Source organism: Bacillus sp. FSL R7-0685, assembly GCF_038002425.1.
GTDB classification, from domain to species: Bacteria; Bacillota; Bacilli; order Bacillales; family Bacillaceae; genus Bacillus; species Bacillus subtilis.
Window position 1 is genome coordinate 3795902 of sequence record NZ_JBBOCN010000001.1, and the last position, 16792, is coordinate 3812693.

Consider the following 16792-nt stretch of genomic DNA (forward strand, 5'->3'; position numbering starts at 1 on the left):
ACAAAACTCCTTTTATAGCACATTCGCAATCTTCGACATGGTTTCAGAAAGAGTCGTCAGCTTTGTGCTCAGCTCTCTGATTTGCTTTTCACTTAATTTATCATAAGACGTATAGGACTGATCATTTGTTTTGTATTTTGCCATTAAAACTTCAAATTCGCTGAACTCCGTATCCAGTTTTTCCGTCAAGTCGGAGTGATCTTTTACAAGCGCGCTTTTCACTGTTTGATAAACGGCTTCGGAGCCTTCCACATTTGCCATAAGGTCAACTAAATCAATTCGTGAGTAGCGTTCTTCTTCTCCCGTGATTTTCGAAATTCCGGCTTCGTTCAGAAGCTCCATCGCGCCTGCTACAATTTGTTCAGGTGTTAATTTCAGTGATTGAATTGAACCGTCAAGCTCTTTTACATCCTTGAGAAGCTGGTCAGCTGTTGCCTTTTCCCCGGAAATATCTTGATCCTTCCAAATGGCCTTCTCAAGCTTATGGAAGCCTGTCCATTTGTCTCCTTCTTCAACATCGTTTTCTCGAGCATCAATTTTCGGATCAAGATCTCCGAGGCTTTCAGCGATCGGTTCGATTCGCTCGTAATAAACACGCGCTTTCGCATATAACGTTTTGGACTTTTCGATATCGCCAGATTTCACAGCACCCGTAAATGCTTCAGTCGCTTTGACAAGCTGGTCACTCTGCTCTTTGACATAGCCTTTATACTCATCCGCTGCTTTTGCCAGCTGATCGCTAGCCTTTTTGCCGCTCTTCTTCGCTTCTGTCAGGTCTTCTAAGGACGCTTTCAGTGACTCGGATTCTGTCTTGATTTTTGCTGTATCCGGTTTGTCTTTTTGCGCTTCTGTGTAGATTGGCTGAAGATGCTTTTCGATTTCTGTATATTCGAATGGATAGTCGCTGCGAATATCGTTTTCAAAGGAAAGCCAGTAGCTGTTTAACTCTTTCCCCTTCTTTTCAATCTCTTTTTGGTCTACTTTTTCCGCTGAGTCATTCAGCTTAGAAATGATGGTTTCCATTTTATTTACGGATGCGGTGATTTCTTTAGTGATCCCGCTTTTTTCAGATGAAGCTTTTTCTTTAGTTGAAGATGTGTCGTTGGCTCCGCAGCCTGCGCACAGCGCAAGGATGCATCCGGCTGATACAGCGATTTTTGTGAAATTCATTTTGTCAGTTCCTTTCCGTTTGTAAAATGTTTTGCCGCTTCTGAAACAAGCGCAATCAGTAAAAAGAGGAAAATCAACATTTGCGGAATCGTGCTGTACACAGACGGATAAATTCCTAGCACCGATACAGACGGCAGCCAGCTTTCTGCATCAGACGGAAGAATGCCCGCCAGCTGAAGGCTGTGAACGCCGGTTCCGAGAAACTTCACGCACATATACAGGACAACCGCCATTGATAGAAGAAAAAACGGCTTCAATGGAATGCGCATTCCGAGCTTGATCATCAGAACACCGACGATGACGAGAACGATAAGCCCTGCGGCAGTTCCGCCGATCAGTTCAGTGAGCGGGAGCTTCCCGACAAGCCCGATGAAAAAGATGACCGTTTCGAGACCTTCTCTTACAACTGCCAGAAATGCAATGAGCGCAAAGGAAAGCAGGCTTCGTTTTTTTAGTGCCTGTGACTTCTGGATATTGATTTTTTCTCTCCATTTATCCATTGAGGCGTTTCTGTGCAACCACACCCCGACATACAAAAGCATGACAGCGGACAGTACGCCGGTGACGCCGCCAAGCAAGAAATTGTTTTCTCCGAATACACTGGAGGAGAACAGAACCGTGACACCGATGCCGGCTGCTAAGGAAACAGCCATGCCGAGGAGCGCGTGACCCGCGCTTTTTTTGTCATGGTTAATAGTGCTCCGATGACAAGGAGGGCCTCCATCCCTTCACGAATCGGGATCAGCGCCGCATCCCACCAGCTGTAGCTGCTTGAAGCGATCGGCTCGAGCAATTGAATCATTTCGTCAATTTGCTTTGATACCTTTTCAGGATGGCTGCCGATCTCCGCCTTCATCAGCGCCAGATTTTCCTCCGATGTCGTATAGGCTTCTTTCGATTGGGAAACGACGTCCCCCTCAACAGCGAGCCAGGATGTAACTAAATTGTCGATTGCGGATGACGCTTCATCCAATTGCTTTTTTTCTATGAACTGTTTTGTGTCTTTCAAGCTTTGTATATAGGCTGTTAAGGACGCCCTTGATTGACCTGAGGATGTCTTTTTCAGCACGACAGCCTGCTGATAGGTTTCTAAATGAGACGCAAGCTCTTCAAGCTGTGTTTTGAGCTTGCCTGCGTCTTGATTGATAAAAGAAAGAGAAATCATCGCGATATTCGCGTCCATTTCACTGTGAGAAGAAAGGTTTTCTTTCTTAATAGAAGGTTCTTCTTTTTTCCACTTCGCTTTGAAGGTTTCAAACGTTTGTTGTGCCGAATCCATATCCCCGTCTTTTACGGATTTGATCATTTGCTTGTTTAATTGAATTAATGCGGCGATCGGATCATCTTCCGCATGTGCCGCAGAACCGAAAACCATCAACAAGCTGAATAGAATAAGTGCCAGCCCCCGAGCCATCATGTTCCTCCTATAATTGAAAATGATTATCATTGTATAACATAATCATAGCCAGTTCTTGTCCTTTGTCAATTAAAATTTGAAGGTCTGAAAACCTTGATGGACAGCAAAAAAGCTGTCCTTTTACAGAACAGCCTTTTGAAGGAAGATGAACGATTATCTTTCTGTTTTATATGTTTGAATTTCCTCACGAAACTTGCGTGCAGCACTCTCAGGATCTTCCGCCTGACTGATGGCGCTGATCATACTGACGCCATCGGCCCCCGCTTGGATAACAGGTGCGGCATTATCTATTGTGATGCCACCGATGCCGACAATTGGAATGCTGATGCCTTGGCGGCGCACTGCTTCAATAAGAGATACCCCTTGTACCGCTCTCGTATCTTTTTTCGTTTCAGTCGGATAGATCGGCCCAAGCCCGACATAATCGGCTCCGTCTTCTTCAGCTTGCTTCACCTCAGACATCGTATGGGCAGAAACGCCGAGAATCATATCACCTATGGCAGCTCTTACCTCTTTCGCATTTGCGTCTTCCTGGCCGATGTGGATACCGTCAGCTTTCAGCTTCAGAGCCAATTCCACATCATCATTGACAATGAACGGAATACCAGCTTCACGGCAAGCTGCCTGCGCTTTTTCAGCAAATTCAATCCGAGCCTCTCCTGTCAGCGCATCCCCGCCTTTTTCACGGAACTGGTACAGGGTGGCACCGCCTTTTAACGCTTTTTGTACAACTGTAACAGGATCGGCTTTCGTATTGTTTGACCCCATAATGAAGTATACAGATAATAACTCTTTCATCATTTCCCGAGAAATACGAGTCATGAGACAGTCACCCTTTCTATAGCCGCCCATTCTTGGACGTCTTGTTCAGTAACAGTTGAAAGCTTGTTCAGCAATTCAATCTGAAAGCTTCCAGGGCCTTTGTCAGCCGTCTGCTGTGCGGCAAGCTGAGCGGCGACCCCATACGAAGTAATGGCCGCAATAGCAGCAAACAATGGATTTTCTTCCACAGCGCAAAACGCACCGACGACTGAAGTCAGCAGGCAACCGGCGCCTGTCACTTTTGTCAGCAGCTTGTGGCCGTTATGAAGGGTGTATACATGTGACGTGTCGGCTATGACATCAACTTCACCAGTTATCGCAATGACCGTGTTTAGCTTTTGTGCCGCCTGCTGAGCCAGCCGGATGATGTCGCCTCCGCCTTCACCCGCATCAACACCTTTGATCAGCCAATCGGTCACGCCGACGGTATGGGCAATTTCCGCCGCATTTCCTCTGATTGCAGCAAGGCGCACCTCACGAATGATGTCACGTGCCGATTCAGTGCGGAACGGTGTTGCTCCGGCACCGACAGGATCAAGAATGACGGGAACGCCATGTTCATTAGCTGATTTTCCCGCGATGATCATCGCTTCGACTGACTCCTTGCTCAGTGTTCCGATATTTAAAACGAGTGCACCCGCAATTTTCGCCATATCGGCGACCTCTTCTTTTGCGTACGCCATAACGGGCGATGCGCCGAGCGCGAGCAGGCCGTTTGCTGTGAAATTCGTTACGACATTGTTGGTTATGCTATGCACCAGTGGGCTATGCCGGCGGACAGCCGTAAGACATTTTGCTGCTGATTGTGCATCCATATTTGCATCATCCTTTACTATCTTTTTTCGGGTCCCATAAATACGATTTCGTATGTTCGAGCCAAGCTCTGGCGGCAAACGACAAGTACCTGTCCTTTCTCCAAATAATGGCGAGGTGCCAAGGGATGACCGGATCGACAAGCGGAATGACTTTCACTTTTTCCGGGTCAAGGCCGCGGCAGATCCGTTCCGGCAAAAGCCCGATCCCAAGGTTGGCTGATACCATCTCACTAATAAAATCCCATTGTGATGTTTCATAAATGATATGGGGCCGGAACCCAGCCTTGATACATTCCGTCATAATTCGGTTGTGCAGGACAAAATCCTCCCTGAAGAAAATAAAAGGCTCGTCCTTCAACTCACGCAGCTGACATTCTTTCTCATCAGCCAGCCGGTGGGACGGGTGAACGACAAGCATTAAGGTTTCTTTTACGATTGTAAACGAATGAAAGATATCTTCGTTTGCGGGAAGGACCACAACGCCTATATCAAGAGAGCCGTCCCCGACACCTTCTTGGACTTTTATAGAACCGTCTTCGACTAGCTGAAAGGTGACATTCGGATAGTTTTCACGGAAATCGCCGAGCACTCTCGGGAAAAACCCCGATCCGATCATCGGCGGCAGTCCAATCCGTACGTGCCCTTTCTTGACTTCCATAATATCATTTAATTCTGACGTCAGGTTTTGAAATGATTTAATGATTTCCTGCGCCTGCACATACATGCTATGGCCGGCATCAGTCAGTTCTACCTGCCTGCCGTTTCGGTAAAACAGTTCAATTCCGAGCTCTTCTTCTAAATTTTTGATCATTTTTGATATCGTCGGCTGAGAAACATAAAGGGATTGGGAAGCCTTCGTAAAACTTTTTAAACGGGCGACTTCCAAGAAATATGTTAAATGGCGGATATCCATGTGCTTCACCCTTTCTATAGACAAAAGGAATACTTCTTATTCTTAATATATATTTTACCTATAGCGAGACCTTATGTACAATAAGTATATAAGGGAGGCATCAATATGAAAAAACTGTTGCTAACCGTTATTCAAATCGCTCTGTTATTTATATTTGCTCGGCTGATTAATTGGGTGACAGCCCTTCTTCATATAAATATTCCCGGCAGTATAATAGGGATTGTGATTCTTTTCACATTATTGCACTTTAACATTATCAAGCTTGAATGGATAGAGCTTGGTGCAGCGTGGCTTCTCGGGGAGCTGCTTTTATTTTTTATCCCGTCTGCCGTCGGAGTGATTGAATACGGAGACATTATGTCGAAATTTGGTGTCAGCATTCTGCTTGTTGTCATCATCAGCACGTTTGTCGTGATGGTGTCTACAGGAACGCTTACACAACTCATTGCAAAGAGAAAGGAGAAAAAGCATACGTGTTCATCGGAATTGTAAGTTTGTTTTTAACGGTTTTGGTGTATTTAGGAGCAAAAAAGGTATATCAACGCTTTCCGCGTGTTTATACGTCGCCGCTATTGGTGACGCCCGCTGTGTTAGTCGGTCTGCTGCTGCTGGTGAATGTCCCGTACGAGTCCTATAATCTCGGCGGCGGATTGCTGACCGATATGCTACAGCCGGCCACCGTGGCATTCGCGATCCCGCTATATAAATATTTCCCTGTTTTAAAGAAATACGCAGTGGAAATTATTTTGAATGTGGCCGTCGGTTCATGCATCGCGATTATTTCTACCGCTCTTATTGCGAAATGGCTTCACCTCGGCACCGGCTTAATTGACAGCCTCGTCCCGAGATCAGTGACAACGCCGATCGCGATGAACGTATCTGAAATGATCGGCGGAATGCCTGCCGTCACAGCCGTGTTTGTGATTTTAACCGCTTTGCTCGGCACAGTGATCGGCCCGATGGTCATCCGTTATTTCCGCATTGATAACGAAATTGCGCGGGGCGTGCTGCTTGGCACAAGCGCGCACGGAGCGGGAACGTCAAAGGCATTTGAGCTTAGCTCTGTGTCCGGCACGATTTCAAGCGTATCGATGATCTTAGCTGCGATTATGACGCTTTGCGCGGCGCCGTTTTTGCTTTCATTTATGTAAAAAACTGTCCTCTCGAGGGCAGTTTTTTTTATGTGCTTCCCCTTATTGAAAAGCTGACGAATTCCAATATAATGTATTTGTGGATACCAAAGGAGGCACCCTCATGCACAACTTGCAGGTGAGACGGCATTATGCCGCGTTAAAAGGATTTTATTTGTTTGCTTTTCTCGGTACGGGCAGCATGATTCCCTTACTCAGTATGTATTTAACGAAGGAACAGCATTTAAGCGGATCACAGGTCGGCTTGATCATGTCGCTGGGCCCGATTGTGATGATTTTCTTTCAGCCGTTTTGGGGCATGCTCAGCGACTATACGCAAAAAACGAAAGGCCTGCTGGCGGTTTGCACATCAATCACAGGCATCATTGGATTAGCCTATATTGCATTTGACAGTTTCCCTCTGTTTATTTTGATTGCGGCCTGTTTTGCAGCCTTTCAAAGCACGATTATTCCACTTTCGGACAGCATTTCACTAAGGTACACACAAGAAACAAACGGCAATTATGGCGGAATCCGCCTGTTTGGTTCTCTCGGCTTCGGTGTCGCGGTGTTTGCCATGGGACAGGTGACGAACCAGCTGTACCCCATTCACGTGATCTTTATCTTTGGCTGTGCCTTTCTGTGCATTGCCGCCATATTGGCTTCTCAAATGCCCGGCCAGCAGAAAACAAAAACAAAGGTCAATATCCGCAAAGGATTCCGGGAGCTTATCAGCAACAAAACCTTCCTCATCTTTATGATCATCACCTTTACGACATTTGCTCCAAACTTAGCGAACAATACGTATTTCAGTCTTTTTCTGGACAAAAGCGGCGCGTCACTTTCCGCTATCGGCATTTTATTTTTCATCGGCGTGATTTCAGAAATTCCATTTATGAGATTCGCCCAAACATTTATAGATAAAATGGGGCTGCTCAACGTCATTATGCTGTCAGGCGGAGTCTCATTATTCAGGTGGGCGCTCTATTTCACGGCGCCTTCACTATGGATCATTTATGCGACGGTCTTTCTTCAGGGAGTGGCCATCGGTTTATTTATCCCGGCGGCGCTTCAATATGTGAAAAAGATTACCCCAAGACACGTTGAAGCGACGGCGCTGACCATGTACGCCGCCATTGGCAACGGGTTCGGCAACTGGTTCTGCACATTTGCAGGCGGGTACATTTTTGACTACGTGTCGATTTTCGCAGTCTACTTGCTTTTTGGCATTCTGAGCATAGCAGGCTTTGGCCTGACATTATATTTAATGAAGGCTGAAAAAAACAAACATACACTTCATCAGCCGGCTGTTACTTTTAAACCATAATGACTATAATGAACAAAAGAAAGGATGTGCGTTATGAACGGGCAAGAGCGAAACAGCATTTCGAAAGGGTTGCAGGTTGATATTGTATTGAAAGCAGATCAAAAAACAGGAAAACTGACGAGAGGGACAGTGAAGGATATTTTGACGAAATCAAACTTTCATCCGCATGGCATTAAAGTCCGTCTTGAAGATGGCCGCATCGGCCGCGTCCAGCAGATCATTTCTACATAAAAAAAAGCTGCCCCTGAACAGGGCAGCTTTTTCATTATTTTTTCTGCAGAAGGACCACTTTCAGGTAGTTGCCTTCCGGAAATGCCGAAATCGTTTTGAAATCCTCCGGCAGCGTAAATTCCTCAATGATGGTGTAGCGTTCGTTTGTTTCTTTAAATGCGGCATCGATAAAGCCTTTGAATTTCTTCATGCCAAAGGCGCTGCTGTTTGTAGAGGCAACAATGACACCCTTGTCAGCAGTGATGGCGATCGTTTCCTTCAGCAGGTTTTTATAATCCTTGGCCGCGCTGAAGGTGCGTTTTTTTGTGCGCGCAAAGGAAGGCGGATCGAGAATAATCAGATCAAAGCGCAAATCCTTTTTTGCAGCATATGAAAAATAGTTAAACACGTCCATCACTTTAATGTCGTGCGCTTCGTAATCCAGCTTGTTCACGCTGAATTGCTCGATCGTTTTGGCCAGACTTCGGTTTGCCACGTCGACGCTTGTTGTTTTCTCCGCTCCGCCAAGCGCCGCTGCCACGGAGAATGCACCCGTATAAGAAAATGTATTTAAAACGGTTTTCCCTTTTGCATAGCGGTCTCTGATCGCCTTGCGCACATGTCTCTGATCCAAAAAGATGCCCGTCATGGCGCCTTCATTCAGATCCACCGCGTATTGAATGCCATTCTCCTGGATGATGATCGGGAACTCGCCCCTTCTCCCTTTCACGAAGTCATCATCTTCAACGTATTGTCCAGCCGTGTCGAAGCGTTTCTTCTCGTAAATCGCTTTATAATCAAGATCCAGCTCATCCAATGCGGAAATCAGCATGTCTTTAAAGGTGTAAATTCCCTTGCTGTACCATTGAATCAGCAGGTAGCCGTCATAATAGTCGATGGTGACGCCGCCGACACCGTCGCCCTCACCGTTGAAGAGGCGGAAAGCTGTTGTATCTTGAGCCTCAAATAGTTTGGCGCGCGCTTGGGCCGCTTTTGTTAATTTGGTGAGAAAAAATGCCTGGTCAACCTGTTCATGTTTATTGCGGGTAAGCGTCCAGCCGACCCCTTTGTTTTGCAGGCCATAATAGCCCCGCGCGAGAAACTCGCCGCTCTCAGATACGATGTCAACGAGGTCTCCTTCTTTCATGTGCCTTGCACTCCCTGCGAGAGCTTCTTTTTCAATAAGGGGATAGCCCTTTTTGATTTTGGCAGCGTGTGCTTTTTTTAGGGTGAGTAGCTTCATATATGTCGTCCTCTTTCCGTTTGCTTTCTCTTATGGTACCACAAAACGCCAAGATGTCTGCATTGACAGAAAGGAAAGGTTTTTCTACGATAGACAAAAAGAGTTACGAGGAGGAGCAGCATGCCAAAACGAATTGACCATACAGGCATCATGGTAAGAGATATTAACGCGTCCATCACATTTTATGAAGAGGTACTAGGCATGAAATTGAAGGATCGCATCACACATACGAACGGTGTAATCGAGCTTGCTTTTCTCGGCTTTGAAGACGGCCCGGAAACAGAAATCGAACTGATTCAAGGCTACAGCAGTGAGCTTCCCTCCGAAGGAAAAGTGCACCACATTGCCCTGCTGACGGATGACATCGCGGCTGAATATACAAAAGCGGAAAGAATGAACGCGAAATTTATCGACGAGGAGATTACAACTCTACCAAACGGGTACCGTTACTTTTATATCGAAGGTCCTGATGGTGAGTGGATTGAGTTCTTTCAGCGGTAATAAAAAAGCAGCATAACGCTGCTTTTTTATTATTTAAACACTTACATCACTACACATTTTTATCCCCAGATTCAACCGCACTCTCTTCCCGCCATTTTTGATGATCCCATATTCTGAAAAACGGATAGTAGATGGCACAGGTGATCAGCAGATTTACCAGCTGCATAACGGCGCCCGACACCTTTCCGCCTGTCGCCAGGTAACCTGATATGAGCGGCGGCATCGTCCATGGCACGGCGATTCCGGCCGGCCTCGCCACCAGCCCGGTGCTCATGCCGATATAAGTTGCGGTAATCGTAAGGAGCGGCGCGATGATAAATGGGACAATAAGGAGCGGATTCATGACAATCGGCATGCCGAAAATGATCGGCTCGTTGATATTAAATAGCGCAGGGCCGATTCCTAATCGTCCAAGCTGCTTCATTTGTTTGCTCCGGGAGCGCACAAGCCGTCAGGACAAGCGCCAGCGTCGCCCCGCTTCCTCCGACATTGATCCAAATTTGAAAAAACTGAGTCGTAAAAATACTCGGCAGCGCCTCGCCTGCTTGGAAGGCGAGACGGTTGGCATCCATCGCGCCGTACCAAATCGGCGCCATGATTCCGCCAATGATGGAAGCCCCGTGAATCCCGCACGACCAAAGCAGCATCTGCACAAATTCAGCGATCAGGCTTCCGCCGAGACTGCCGCCAAGGATGGAAAGCGGTGTGCCAAGCAGGTCTCCTACGACATTGTGCAGACTCTGAAAAGGTGTCATTTCAATCAGAAGGCGCGCCAGCCACACGAGAAACACAATGATAAAGCCGGGAATCAGCGCGACAAACGATTTGCTTACCGCAGGCGGCACACCGTCTGGCATTTTGAAGACGATATTTTTTTGAATAATATATCGATAGATTTCGGTTGAAAACAAGGCGATCAGCATGGCGACAAATAATCCCTTGCTGCCAAGCAGCGTGATCGGGATTCCGCCCTCTACCATGATGGGTTCCGTTGAGCCACCCGGTGTAAACGGCACCTCAAACGGCGTTGCCAGCAGAAATGCGGCAATTGAAATCGCTCCGGCAGAAAGGGCATCGACACCATAGCTTTCTGCCAGCCGATAGGCGATCCCAAAAGCGGCAATCATCGCCATAATATCAAACGAAGCGTTAACAGGATATCCGAGCTTATCAGCCCACTCTTTCCCAAACACACTCGCCATGAAATCAGCATACCCCGGAATCGGCAGGCTCGTTAAAATCAAGAAGACAGACCCGATAATAATCAGCGGCATGGTCAGGATAATTCCGTCACGCAAAGCGCTGAGGTGCCGCTGTCCGGCAATTTTCCCGGCGACAGGCATTATTTTTTCTTCCATTACCCGAGTGAATGCGCTCATCTTAAAAGCCCCCTTTTCACATTGCTTTGTGAACAACCTCCGCAATGTTTTCTTTATCTTATTTTGAAAACGCTTACAAATTCATTTGGAAAATTTCCTCTTCCTGCGGAAAAAATCTGCATTTTGCCAAACAAGCCTGTCTATGAAAAATTTTTTCCTTCTAACTATTAATCTCTCTTTTTTCTCCGATATATATATCAAACATCATAGAAAAAGGAGATGAATCATGAAAAACATGTCTTGCAAACTTGTTGTATCAGTCACTCTGTTTTTCAGCTTTCTCGCCATAGGCCCTCTCGCTCATGCGCAAAACAGCAGCGAGAAAGAGGTTATTGTGGTTTATAAAAACAAGGCCGGTAAGGAAACCATCCTGGATAGTGATGCTGATGTTGAACAGCAGTATAAGCATCTTCCCGCGGTAGCGGTCACAGCAGACCAGGAGACAGTAAAAGAATTAAAGCAGGATCCTGATATTTTGTATGTAGAAAACAACGTATCATTTACCGCAGCAGACAGCATGGATTTCAAAGTGCTGTCAGACGGCACTGACACCTCTGACAACTTTGAGCAATGGAACCTTGAGCCCATTCAGGTGAAACAGGCTTGGAAGGCAGGACTGACAGGAAAGAATATCAAAATTGCCGTCATTGACAGCGGAATCTCCCCCCACGATGACCTGTCGATTGCCGGCGGGTATTCAGCTGTCAGTTATACCTCTTCTTACAAAGATGATAACGGCCACGGAACACATGTCGCAGGGATTATCGGAGCCAAGCATAACGGCTACGGAATTGACGGCATCGCACCGGAAGCACAAATATACGCGGTTAAAGCGCTTGATCAGAACGGCTCGGGGGATCTTCAAAGCCTTCTCCAAGGAATTGACTGGTCGATCGCAAACGGGATGGACATCGTCAATATGAGCCTTGGCACGACGTCAGACAGCAAAATCCTTCATGACGCCGTGGACAAAGCATATGAACAAGGCGTTCTGCTTGTTGCCGCAAGCGGTAACGACGGAAACGGCAAGCCAGTGAATTATCCGGCGGCATACAGCAGTGTCGTTGCGGTTTCAGCAACAAACGAAAAGAATCAGCTTGCCTCCTTTTCAACAACTGGAGATGAAGTTGAATTTTCAGCGCCGGGGACAAACATCACAAGCACTTACTTAAACCAGTATTATGCAATGGGAAGCGGAACATCCCAAGCGACACCGCACGCCGCTGCCATGTTTGCTTTGTTAAAACAGCGTGATCCTTCCGAGACAAACGTCCAGCTTCGCGAGGAAATGCGGAAAAACATCGTTGATCTTGGTACCGCAGGCCGCGATCAGCAATTTGGCTACGGCTTAATCCAGTATAAAGCACAGGCAACAGATTCAGCGTACGCGGCAGCAGAGCAAGCTGTGAAAAAAGCGGAACAAACAAAAGCACAAACCGATATCAACAAAGCGCGAGAACTCGTTAGCCAGCTGCCGGGCTCCGACGCCAAAACTGCCCTGCAAAAAAGACTGGATAAAGTACAGTCATACAGAAATGTAAAAGATGCGAAAGACAAAGTCGCAAAGGCAGAAAAATATAAAACACAGCAAACCGTTGATACAGCACAAACTGCCATCAACAAGCTGCCGAACGGAACAGACAAAAAGAACCTTCAAAAACGCTTAGACCAAGTAAAACGCTACATCGCGTCAAAGCAAGCGAAAGACAAAGTTGCGAAAGCGGAAAAAAGCAAAAAGAAAACAGATGTGGACAGCGCACAATCAGCAATTGGCAAGCTGCCTGCAAGTTCAGAAAAAACGTCCCTGCAGAAACGCCTTAACAAAGTGAAGAGCACCAATTTGAAGACGGCACAGCAATCCGTATCTGCGGCTGAAAAGAAATCAACTGATGCAAATGCGGCAAAAGCACAATCAGCCGTCAATCAGCTTCAAGCAGGCAAGGACAAAACGGCATTGCAAAAACGGTTAGACAAAGTGAAGAAAAAGGTGGCGGCGGCTGAAGCAAAAAAAGTCGAAACTGCCAAGGCAAAAGTGAAGAAAGCGGAAAAAGACAAAACAAAGAAATCAAAGACATCCGCTCAGTCTGCAGTGAATCAATTAAAAGCATCCAATGAAAAAACAAAGCTGCAAAAACGGCTGAACGCCGTCAAACCGAAAAAGTAACCAAAAACCTTTAAGATTTGCATTCCAAGTCTTAAAGGTTTTTTACATTCTAAGAACACCACACACAACCTTTTTCCCATCCATTGTACAGGCTTTTCATACTATTGCTATACAGCCATGAACAGCATAAAATGAACGTTATTACAGTTATCACCACATATGGCGGGATTGTGACTGGGCAGGCAGGCAAGACCCAATGATGCAAAGGGAGTATTAATGCCTAAAAAGCAGGGCATTTTAACTCTTCTTTTCGTGTTGGGCTCATAACGGCGCCTTGGACAACCCCCTATTCTCATGCTCCGTCGTCGCGTCGACGCGGGCATTTTTGTCATTTTCAGCCGATATTTCTCACTTTTTTCATTTTGATTGTCAACTTTTCATTTGATACGATGAACAAGCCGACTTTTCTTCAGCAAAGGAGGTTTTGATTGCTTGCATAAAGAGATTGCAAAAGAATTACTGCTGCTCGCAGGAGGAAAAAACAATATTATCAGCATCAGCCATTGTACGACCCGTCTTCGTTTTGATGTAAAGGACGAGACGAAAATTGATATACATGCCATTGAGAACCTGCAAGGTGTGCAGGGCACCTTTTTCCGTTATGGGCTTTTCCAGATTATCTTCGGAGCAGGCGTCGTCAACAAAATATATAAAGAAGTCGTTCATGTATGGGAGACCGCGCCTTCTGAAGAACCTGTCCACCAGAAAAAAGCCAGCCGGAAGCTGAACCCTGCCGCAGCTTTTGCGAAAACACTGTCCGATATTTTTGTGCCGATTATTCCGGCAATAACAGCAAGCGGCCTGCTCATGGGGCTGATCGGCATGATTAAGGTGTTTCACTGGTTCGCTGCCGGCAGCCCATGGATTAAAATGCTCGACCTCGTGTCCAGCACAGCCTTTATTTTACTGCCGATTTTAGTCGGCTTCAGTGCCGCACGGCAATTTGGCAGCAACCCATACCTAGGGGCAGTGATCGCGGGGCTTTTGACGCATCCTGATCTGCTGGACCCGTCTATGCTCGGCAGCAAAACCCCGTCTTCTTTAGACATATGGGGGCTTCATATCCCGATGATGGGGTATCAGGGTTCCATGATACCGATTCTTCTCTCCGTTTTTGTCATGAGCAAAATTGAGAAGCTATTAAAATCGATTGTGCCGAAGTCACTTGATGTCGTGATTATTCCCTTTATTACGGTCATGGTGACAGGGTGCCTCGCGCTGATTGTGATGAATCCCGCCGCGTCCATCATCGGCCAGATCATGACACAATCGATCGTCTATATTTATGATCACGCCGGCATTGCCGCCGGAGCCCTTTTCGGCGGCATCTACTCCACCATCGTCCTATCTGGATTGCATCATAGCTTTTATGCAATTGAGGCAACGCTGCTTGCTAATCCGCATGTCGGTGTCAACTTTTTAGTGCCGATATGGTCGATGGCGAATGTGGCCCAAGGCGGAGCGGGGCTTGCGGTATTCCTCAAAACGAAACAATCAAGCCTGAAAAAAATTGCGCTCCCCGCTTCTCTGACCGCGTTTTTAGGCATTGTTGAGCCGATTGTATTCGGGGTAAATCTCAAATTGATCCGTCCCTTTATCGGAGCAGCCATCGGCGGTGCTATTGGCGGAGCATACGTGGTTGCGGTACAAGTTGTGGCAAATTCCTACGGGCTGACAGGCATTCCGATGATTTCAATCGTGCTGCCGTTTGGCGCCGCTAATTTTGTTCATTATATGATCGGTTTCTTGATCGCAGCCGTCTCTGCTTTTATAGCTACATTGTTTCTCGGGTTTAAAGAAGAGACAGAATAACTGGATTTATTCGATTTCATTCATAAAACGGGGGATGAAAGGACAAAAAAGCTATGAAAATTAAAAGAATCTTAAATCATAATGCTATCGTCGTAAAGGATCAAAATGAAGAGAAGATTCTCTTGGGTGCAGGAATTGCGTTTAACAAAAAGAAGAATGATATTGTCGATCCGTCAAAAATAGAAAAAACCTTTATCAGAAAAGATACACCTGACTATAAGCAGTTCGAAGAGATTTTAGAAACATTGCCTGAAGACCACATTCAGATTTCTGAGCAAATTATCTCTCATGCCGAAAAAGAGCTGAACATCAAAATCAACGAGCGCATTCATGTCGCTTTTTCAGACCATCTTTCTTTTGCAATTGAACGCCTGAGCAATGGGATGGTTATCAAAAATCCGCTGCTGAATGAAATCAAAGTCCTTTATCCAAAGGAGTTCCAGATCGGCTTATGGGCCAGAGCACTGATTAAAGATAAACTGGGGATTCACATTCCTGATGATGAAATCGGCAATATCGCCATGCATATCCACACAGCAAGAAACAATGCCGGCGATATGACACAAACGCTTGATATTACAACAATGATCCGTGATATTATCGAGATTATCGAAATTCAACTGTCTATTAATATCGTTGAAGATACCATCTCTTATGAACGGCTCGTGACCCATCTCCGCTTTGCCATTCAGCATATCAAAGCAGGCGAATCCATTTACGAGCTGGACGCAGAAATGATCGACATCATTAAAGAGAAGTTTAAGGATGCCTTCCTGTGTGCCCTAAGCATCGGCACCTTTGTGAAGAAGGAATACGGCTTTGAGTTTCCTGAAAAAGAATTGTGCTACATCGCCATGCATATTCAGCGGTTCTACCAACGGTCAGTCGCACGCTGAGACAAACAAAAAACGCTTTTGATCATCTCAAAAGCGTTTTTTTATATCTGTATTATTGGTTGATCGCCGGGTTGCTGATCGTATTCCACTTCGTATAGGACATGTAATGGAAATACTCATCGCGATACGGATGTTTTGTATTGGAGTTCCAAGGCTTTTCTCCGCCGCAGAAGTGCACGATTGCCGGGTTTTCTCTTGTTTCATTATATTGCTTCCGCCCTAACAGAGTAGATGGGGTTTTCAGCTTTAACATGATATAGGTTTGAGCGTTCCAGCGCGGATGAAGTTCATACCACTGATCATATAAAATCGCATTCAGTGCATCTTGGTCATGCAGCACAAGAAAGTCTTCGTCTGGGTGTTCATTGATAAAGTTGATGACTTTTTCTGTGATGTTTTGCTTTCTCCAAGACTCAAAATCAATAATCATGATACCTGAGTTAAAATACTTCCCTGTATCAGTGACGTTCATTTCTTTCAGGCGTTCATGCTGCCCCGCATCCTCAACAGCGGCTACGGTGTATGGCGCAATGTCTAAGTCCCATAGCTTAGAAATATCCTCTAGGACAAGCGCATCACAATCGATGTAAATCATTCGTTTGATGCTTTCATCCTTAATTAAGTCGGGAATCGAAATGCGGTAATACGCGGCTTTTGTAATATGGCTGCTCTCTACCGCATGTTCATACATTTTGGTATCCACTTCTAAAAACTCAATCGGCACTCCGAATTTCAAAGTGGTTTCTTCCAGTCTTTTTTTGTTATCAGGCTTAATTCCGCCATCAATGACGTATAATTTTACCTCTCTCTCCTGATCCATGTTAGTCAATAAAGAAACGAACATCCCACCTAAATGACGAGCATAATTATCATCTGCGCATGATACGATATGCATGATTTCATCTTTCCTCAATGGTATTCATCTCCCTTTTTGTTGTACAAGTTACATACCCTTTTTCAAAAAAATAAACACGTTCTCCGACATTTTTTTAA

Annotated in this window: 14 protein-coding genes and 2 pseudogenes; 8 read left to right on the plus strand and 8 right to left on the minus strand. The window is 45.9% G+C overall.

What is annotated here, in order from left to right; genetic code table 11:
* Positions 1 to 12: 12 nt before the first annotated feature.
* The 5 genes and pseudogenes from efeM to cidR all read right to left on the minus strand — a co-directional run bounded on the left by efeM (position 13) and on the right by cidR (position 5137).
* Positions 13 to 1170, minus strand: a complete 1158-nt coding sequence (gene efeM, locus MKY50_RS19730; RefSeq protein WP_341117151.1) for an iron uptake system lipoprotein EfeM — start codon at positions 1168 to 1170, stop codon at positions 13 to 15.
* A pseudogene (efeU, locus tag MKY50_RS19735) lies at positions 1167 to 2584 on the minus strand (ferrous ion permease EfeU). Before efeU ends, efeM begins: the two are co-directional and overlap by 4 nt.
* Before the next feature lie 156 nt (positions 2585 to 2740).
* Positions 2741 to 3409 carry a thiamine phosphate synthase gene (thiE, locus tag MKY50_RS19740; protein WP_015250933.1) on the minus strand — a complete coding sequence of 223 codons (669 nt, stop codon included), beginning with the start codon at positions 3407 to 3409 and terminating at the stop codon, positions 2741 to 2743.
* Positions 3406 to 4224 carry a hydroxyethylthiazole kinase gene (thiM, locus tag MKY50_RS19745; protein WP_029726196.1) on the minus strand — a complete coding sequence of 273 codons (819 nt, stop codon included), beginning with the start codon at positions 4222 to 4224 and terminating at the stop codon, positions 3406 to 3408. Before thiM ends, thiE begins: the two co-directional genes overlap by 4 nt.
* A gap of 7 nt (positions 4225 to 4231) precedes the next feature.
* A complete protein-coding gene (gene cidR, locus MKY50_RS19750; RefSeq protein ID WP_003227377.1) occupies positions 4232 to 5137 on the minus strand; it encodes a cidABC operon transcriptional activator CidR in 906 nt (301 codons plus the stop codon).
* Between the two features lie 105 nt (positions 5138 to 5242).
* Here cidR and MKY50_RS19755 point away from each other — a divergent pair, with 105 nt between their 5' ends.
* From MKY50_RS19755 to MKY50_RS19770, 4 genes are all read left to right on the plus strand, one after another.
* Positions 5243 to 5629, plus strand: coding sequence for a CidA/LrgA family holin-like protein (locus MKY50_RS19755; protein ID WP_003227375.1), 387 nt, complete (start codon positions 5243 to 5245; stop codon positions 5627 to 5629).
* Entirely contained in the window at positions 5611 to 6288 is a 678-nt protein-coding gene (locus MKY50_RS19760; RefSeq protein WP_003227371.1) for a CidB/LrgB family autolysis modulator, read from the plus strand. Before MKY50_RS19755 ends, MKY50_RS19760 begins: the two co-directional genes overlap by 19 nt.
* 103 nt (positions 6289 to 6391) lie before the next feature.
* On the plus strand, positions 6392 to 7594 hold the full coding sequence (locus tag MKY50_RS19765) for an MFS transporter (protein ID WP_015250930.1): 1203 nt from the start codon (positions 6392 to 6394) through the stop codon (positions 7592 to 7594).
* A 33-nt stretch (positions 7595 to 7627) separates the two neighbouring features.
* Complete coding sequence (locus tag MKY50_RS19770; RefSeq protein WP_003227367.1) at positions 7628 to 7825, plus strand: YwbE family protein; 198 nt, start codon at positions 7628 to 7630, stop codon at positions 7823 to 7825.
* A 34-nt stretch (positions 7826 to 7859) separates the two neighbouring features.
* Here the strand turns inward: MKY50_RS19770 and MKY50_RS19775 are convergent, their stop codons facing one another.
* Positions 7860 to 9047: a class I SAM-dependent rRNA methyltransferase gene (locus tag MKY50_RS19775; protein WP_341117152.1), complete on the minus strand. Its 1188-nt coding sequence runs from the start codon at positions 9045 to 9047 to the stop codon at positions 7860 to 7862.
* A 120-nt stretch (positions 9048 to 9167) separates the two neighbouring features.
* Here MKY50_RS19775 and glxA point away from each other — a divergent pair, with 120 nt between their 5' ends.
* On the plus strand, positions 9168 to 9548 hold the full coding sequence (gene glxA, locus MKY50_RS19780; protein WP_014665869.1) for a glyoxalase GlxA: 381 nt from the start codon (positions 9168 to 9170) through the stop codon (positions 9546 to 9548).
* A 49-nt stretch (positions 9549 to 9597) separates the two neighbouring features.
* On the opposite strand, the pseudogene celB reads toward glxA, so the two are convergent.
* Positions 9598 to 10927 (minus strand): annotated as a pseudogene (celB, locus tag MKY50_RS19785) (PTS cellobiose transporter subunit IIC).
* Between the two features lie 226 nt (positions 10928 to 11153).
* Between celB and epr the strand changes: the two are divergent.
* The 3 genes from epr to sacY all read left to right on the plus strand — a co-directional run bounded on the left by epr (position 11154) and on the right by sacY (position 15799).
* Positions 11154 to 13091, plus strand: coding sequence for a minor protease Epr (gene epr, locus MKY50_RS19790; RefSeq protein WP_251187429.1), 1938 nt, complete (start codon positions 11154 to 11156; stop codon positions 13089 to 13091).
* A gap of 432 nt (positions 13092 to 13523) precedes the next feature.
* Positions 13524 to 14903 (plus strand): SacY negative regulator SacX, encoded by a 1380-nt coding sequence (gene sacX, locus MKY50_RS19795; protein WP_003243800.1) that lies wholly within the window; start codon positions 13524 to 13526, stop codon positions 14901 to 14903.
* 53 nt (positions 14904 to 14956) lie between these two features.
* Positions 14957 to 15799, plus strand: coding sequence for a transcription antiterminator SacY (gene sacY, locus MKY50_RS19800; RefSeq protein ID WP_003244589.1), 843 nt, complete (start codon positions 14957 to 14959; stop codon positions 15797 to 15799).
* Positions 15800 to 15851: 52 nt separating this feature from the next.
* On the opposite strand, the gene MKY50_RS19805 is transcribed toward sacY, so the two are convergent.
* Entirely contained in the window at positions 15852 to 16712 is an 861-nt protein-coding gene (locus tag MKY50_RS19805; protein ID WP_015250924.1) for a glycosyltransferase family 8 protein, read from the minus strand.
* Positions 16713 to 16792: the final 80 nt, after the last annotated feature.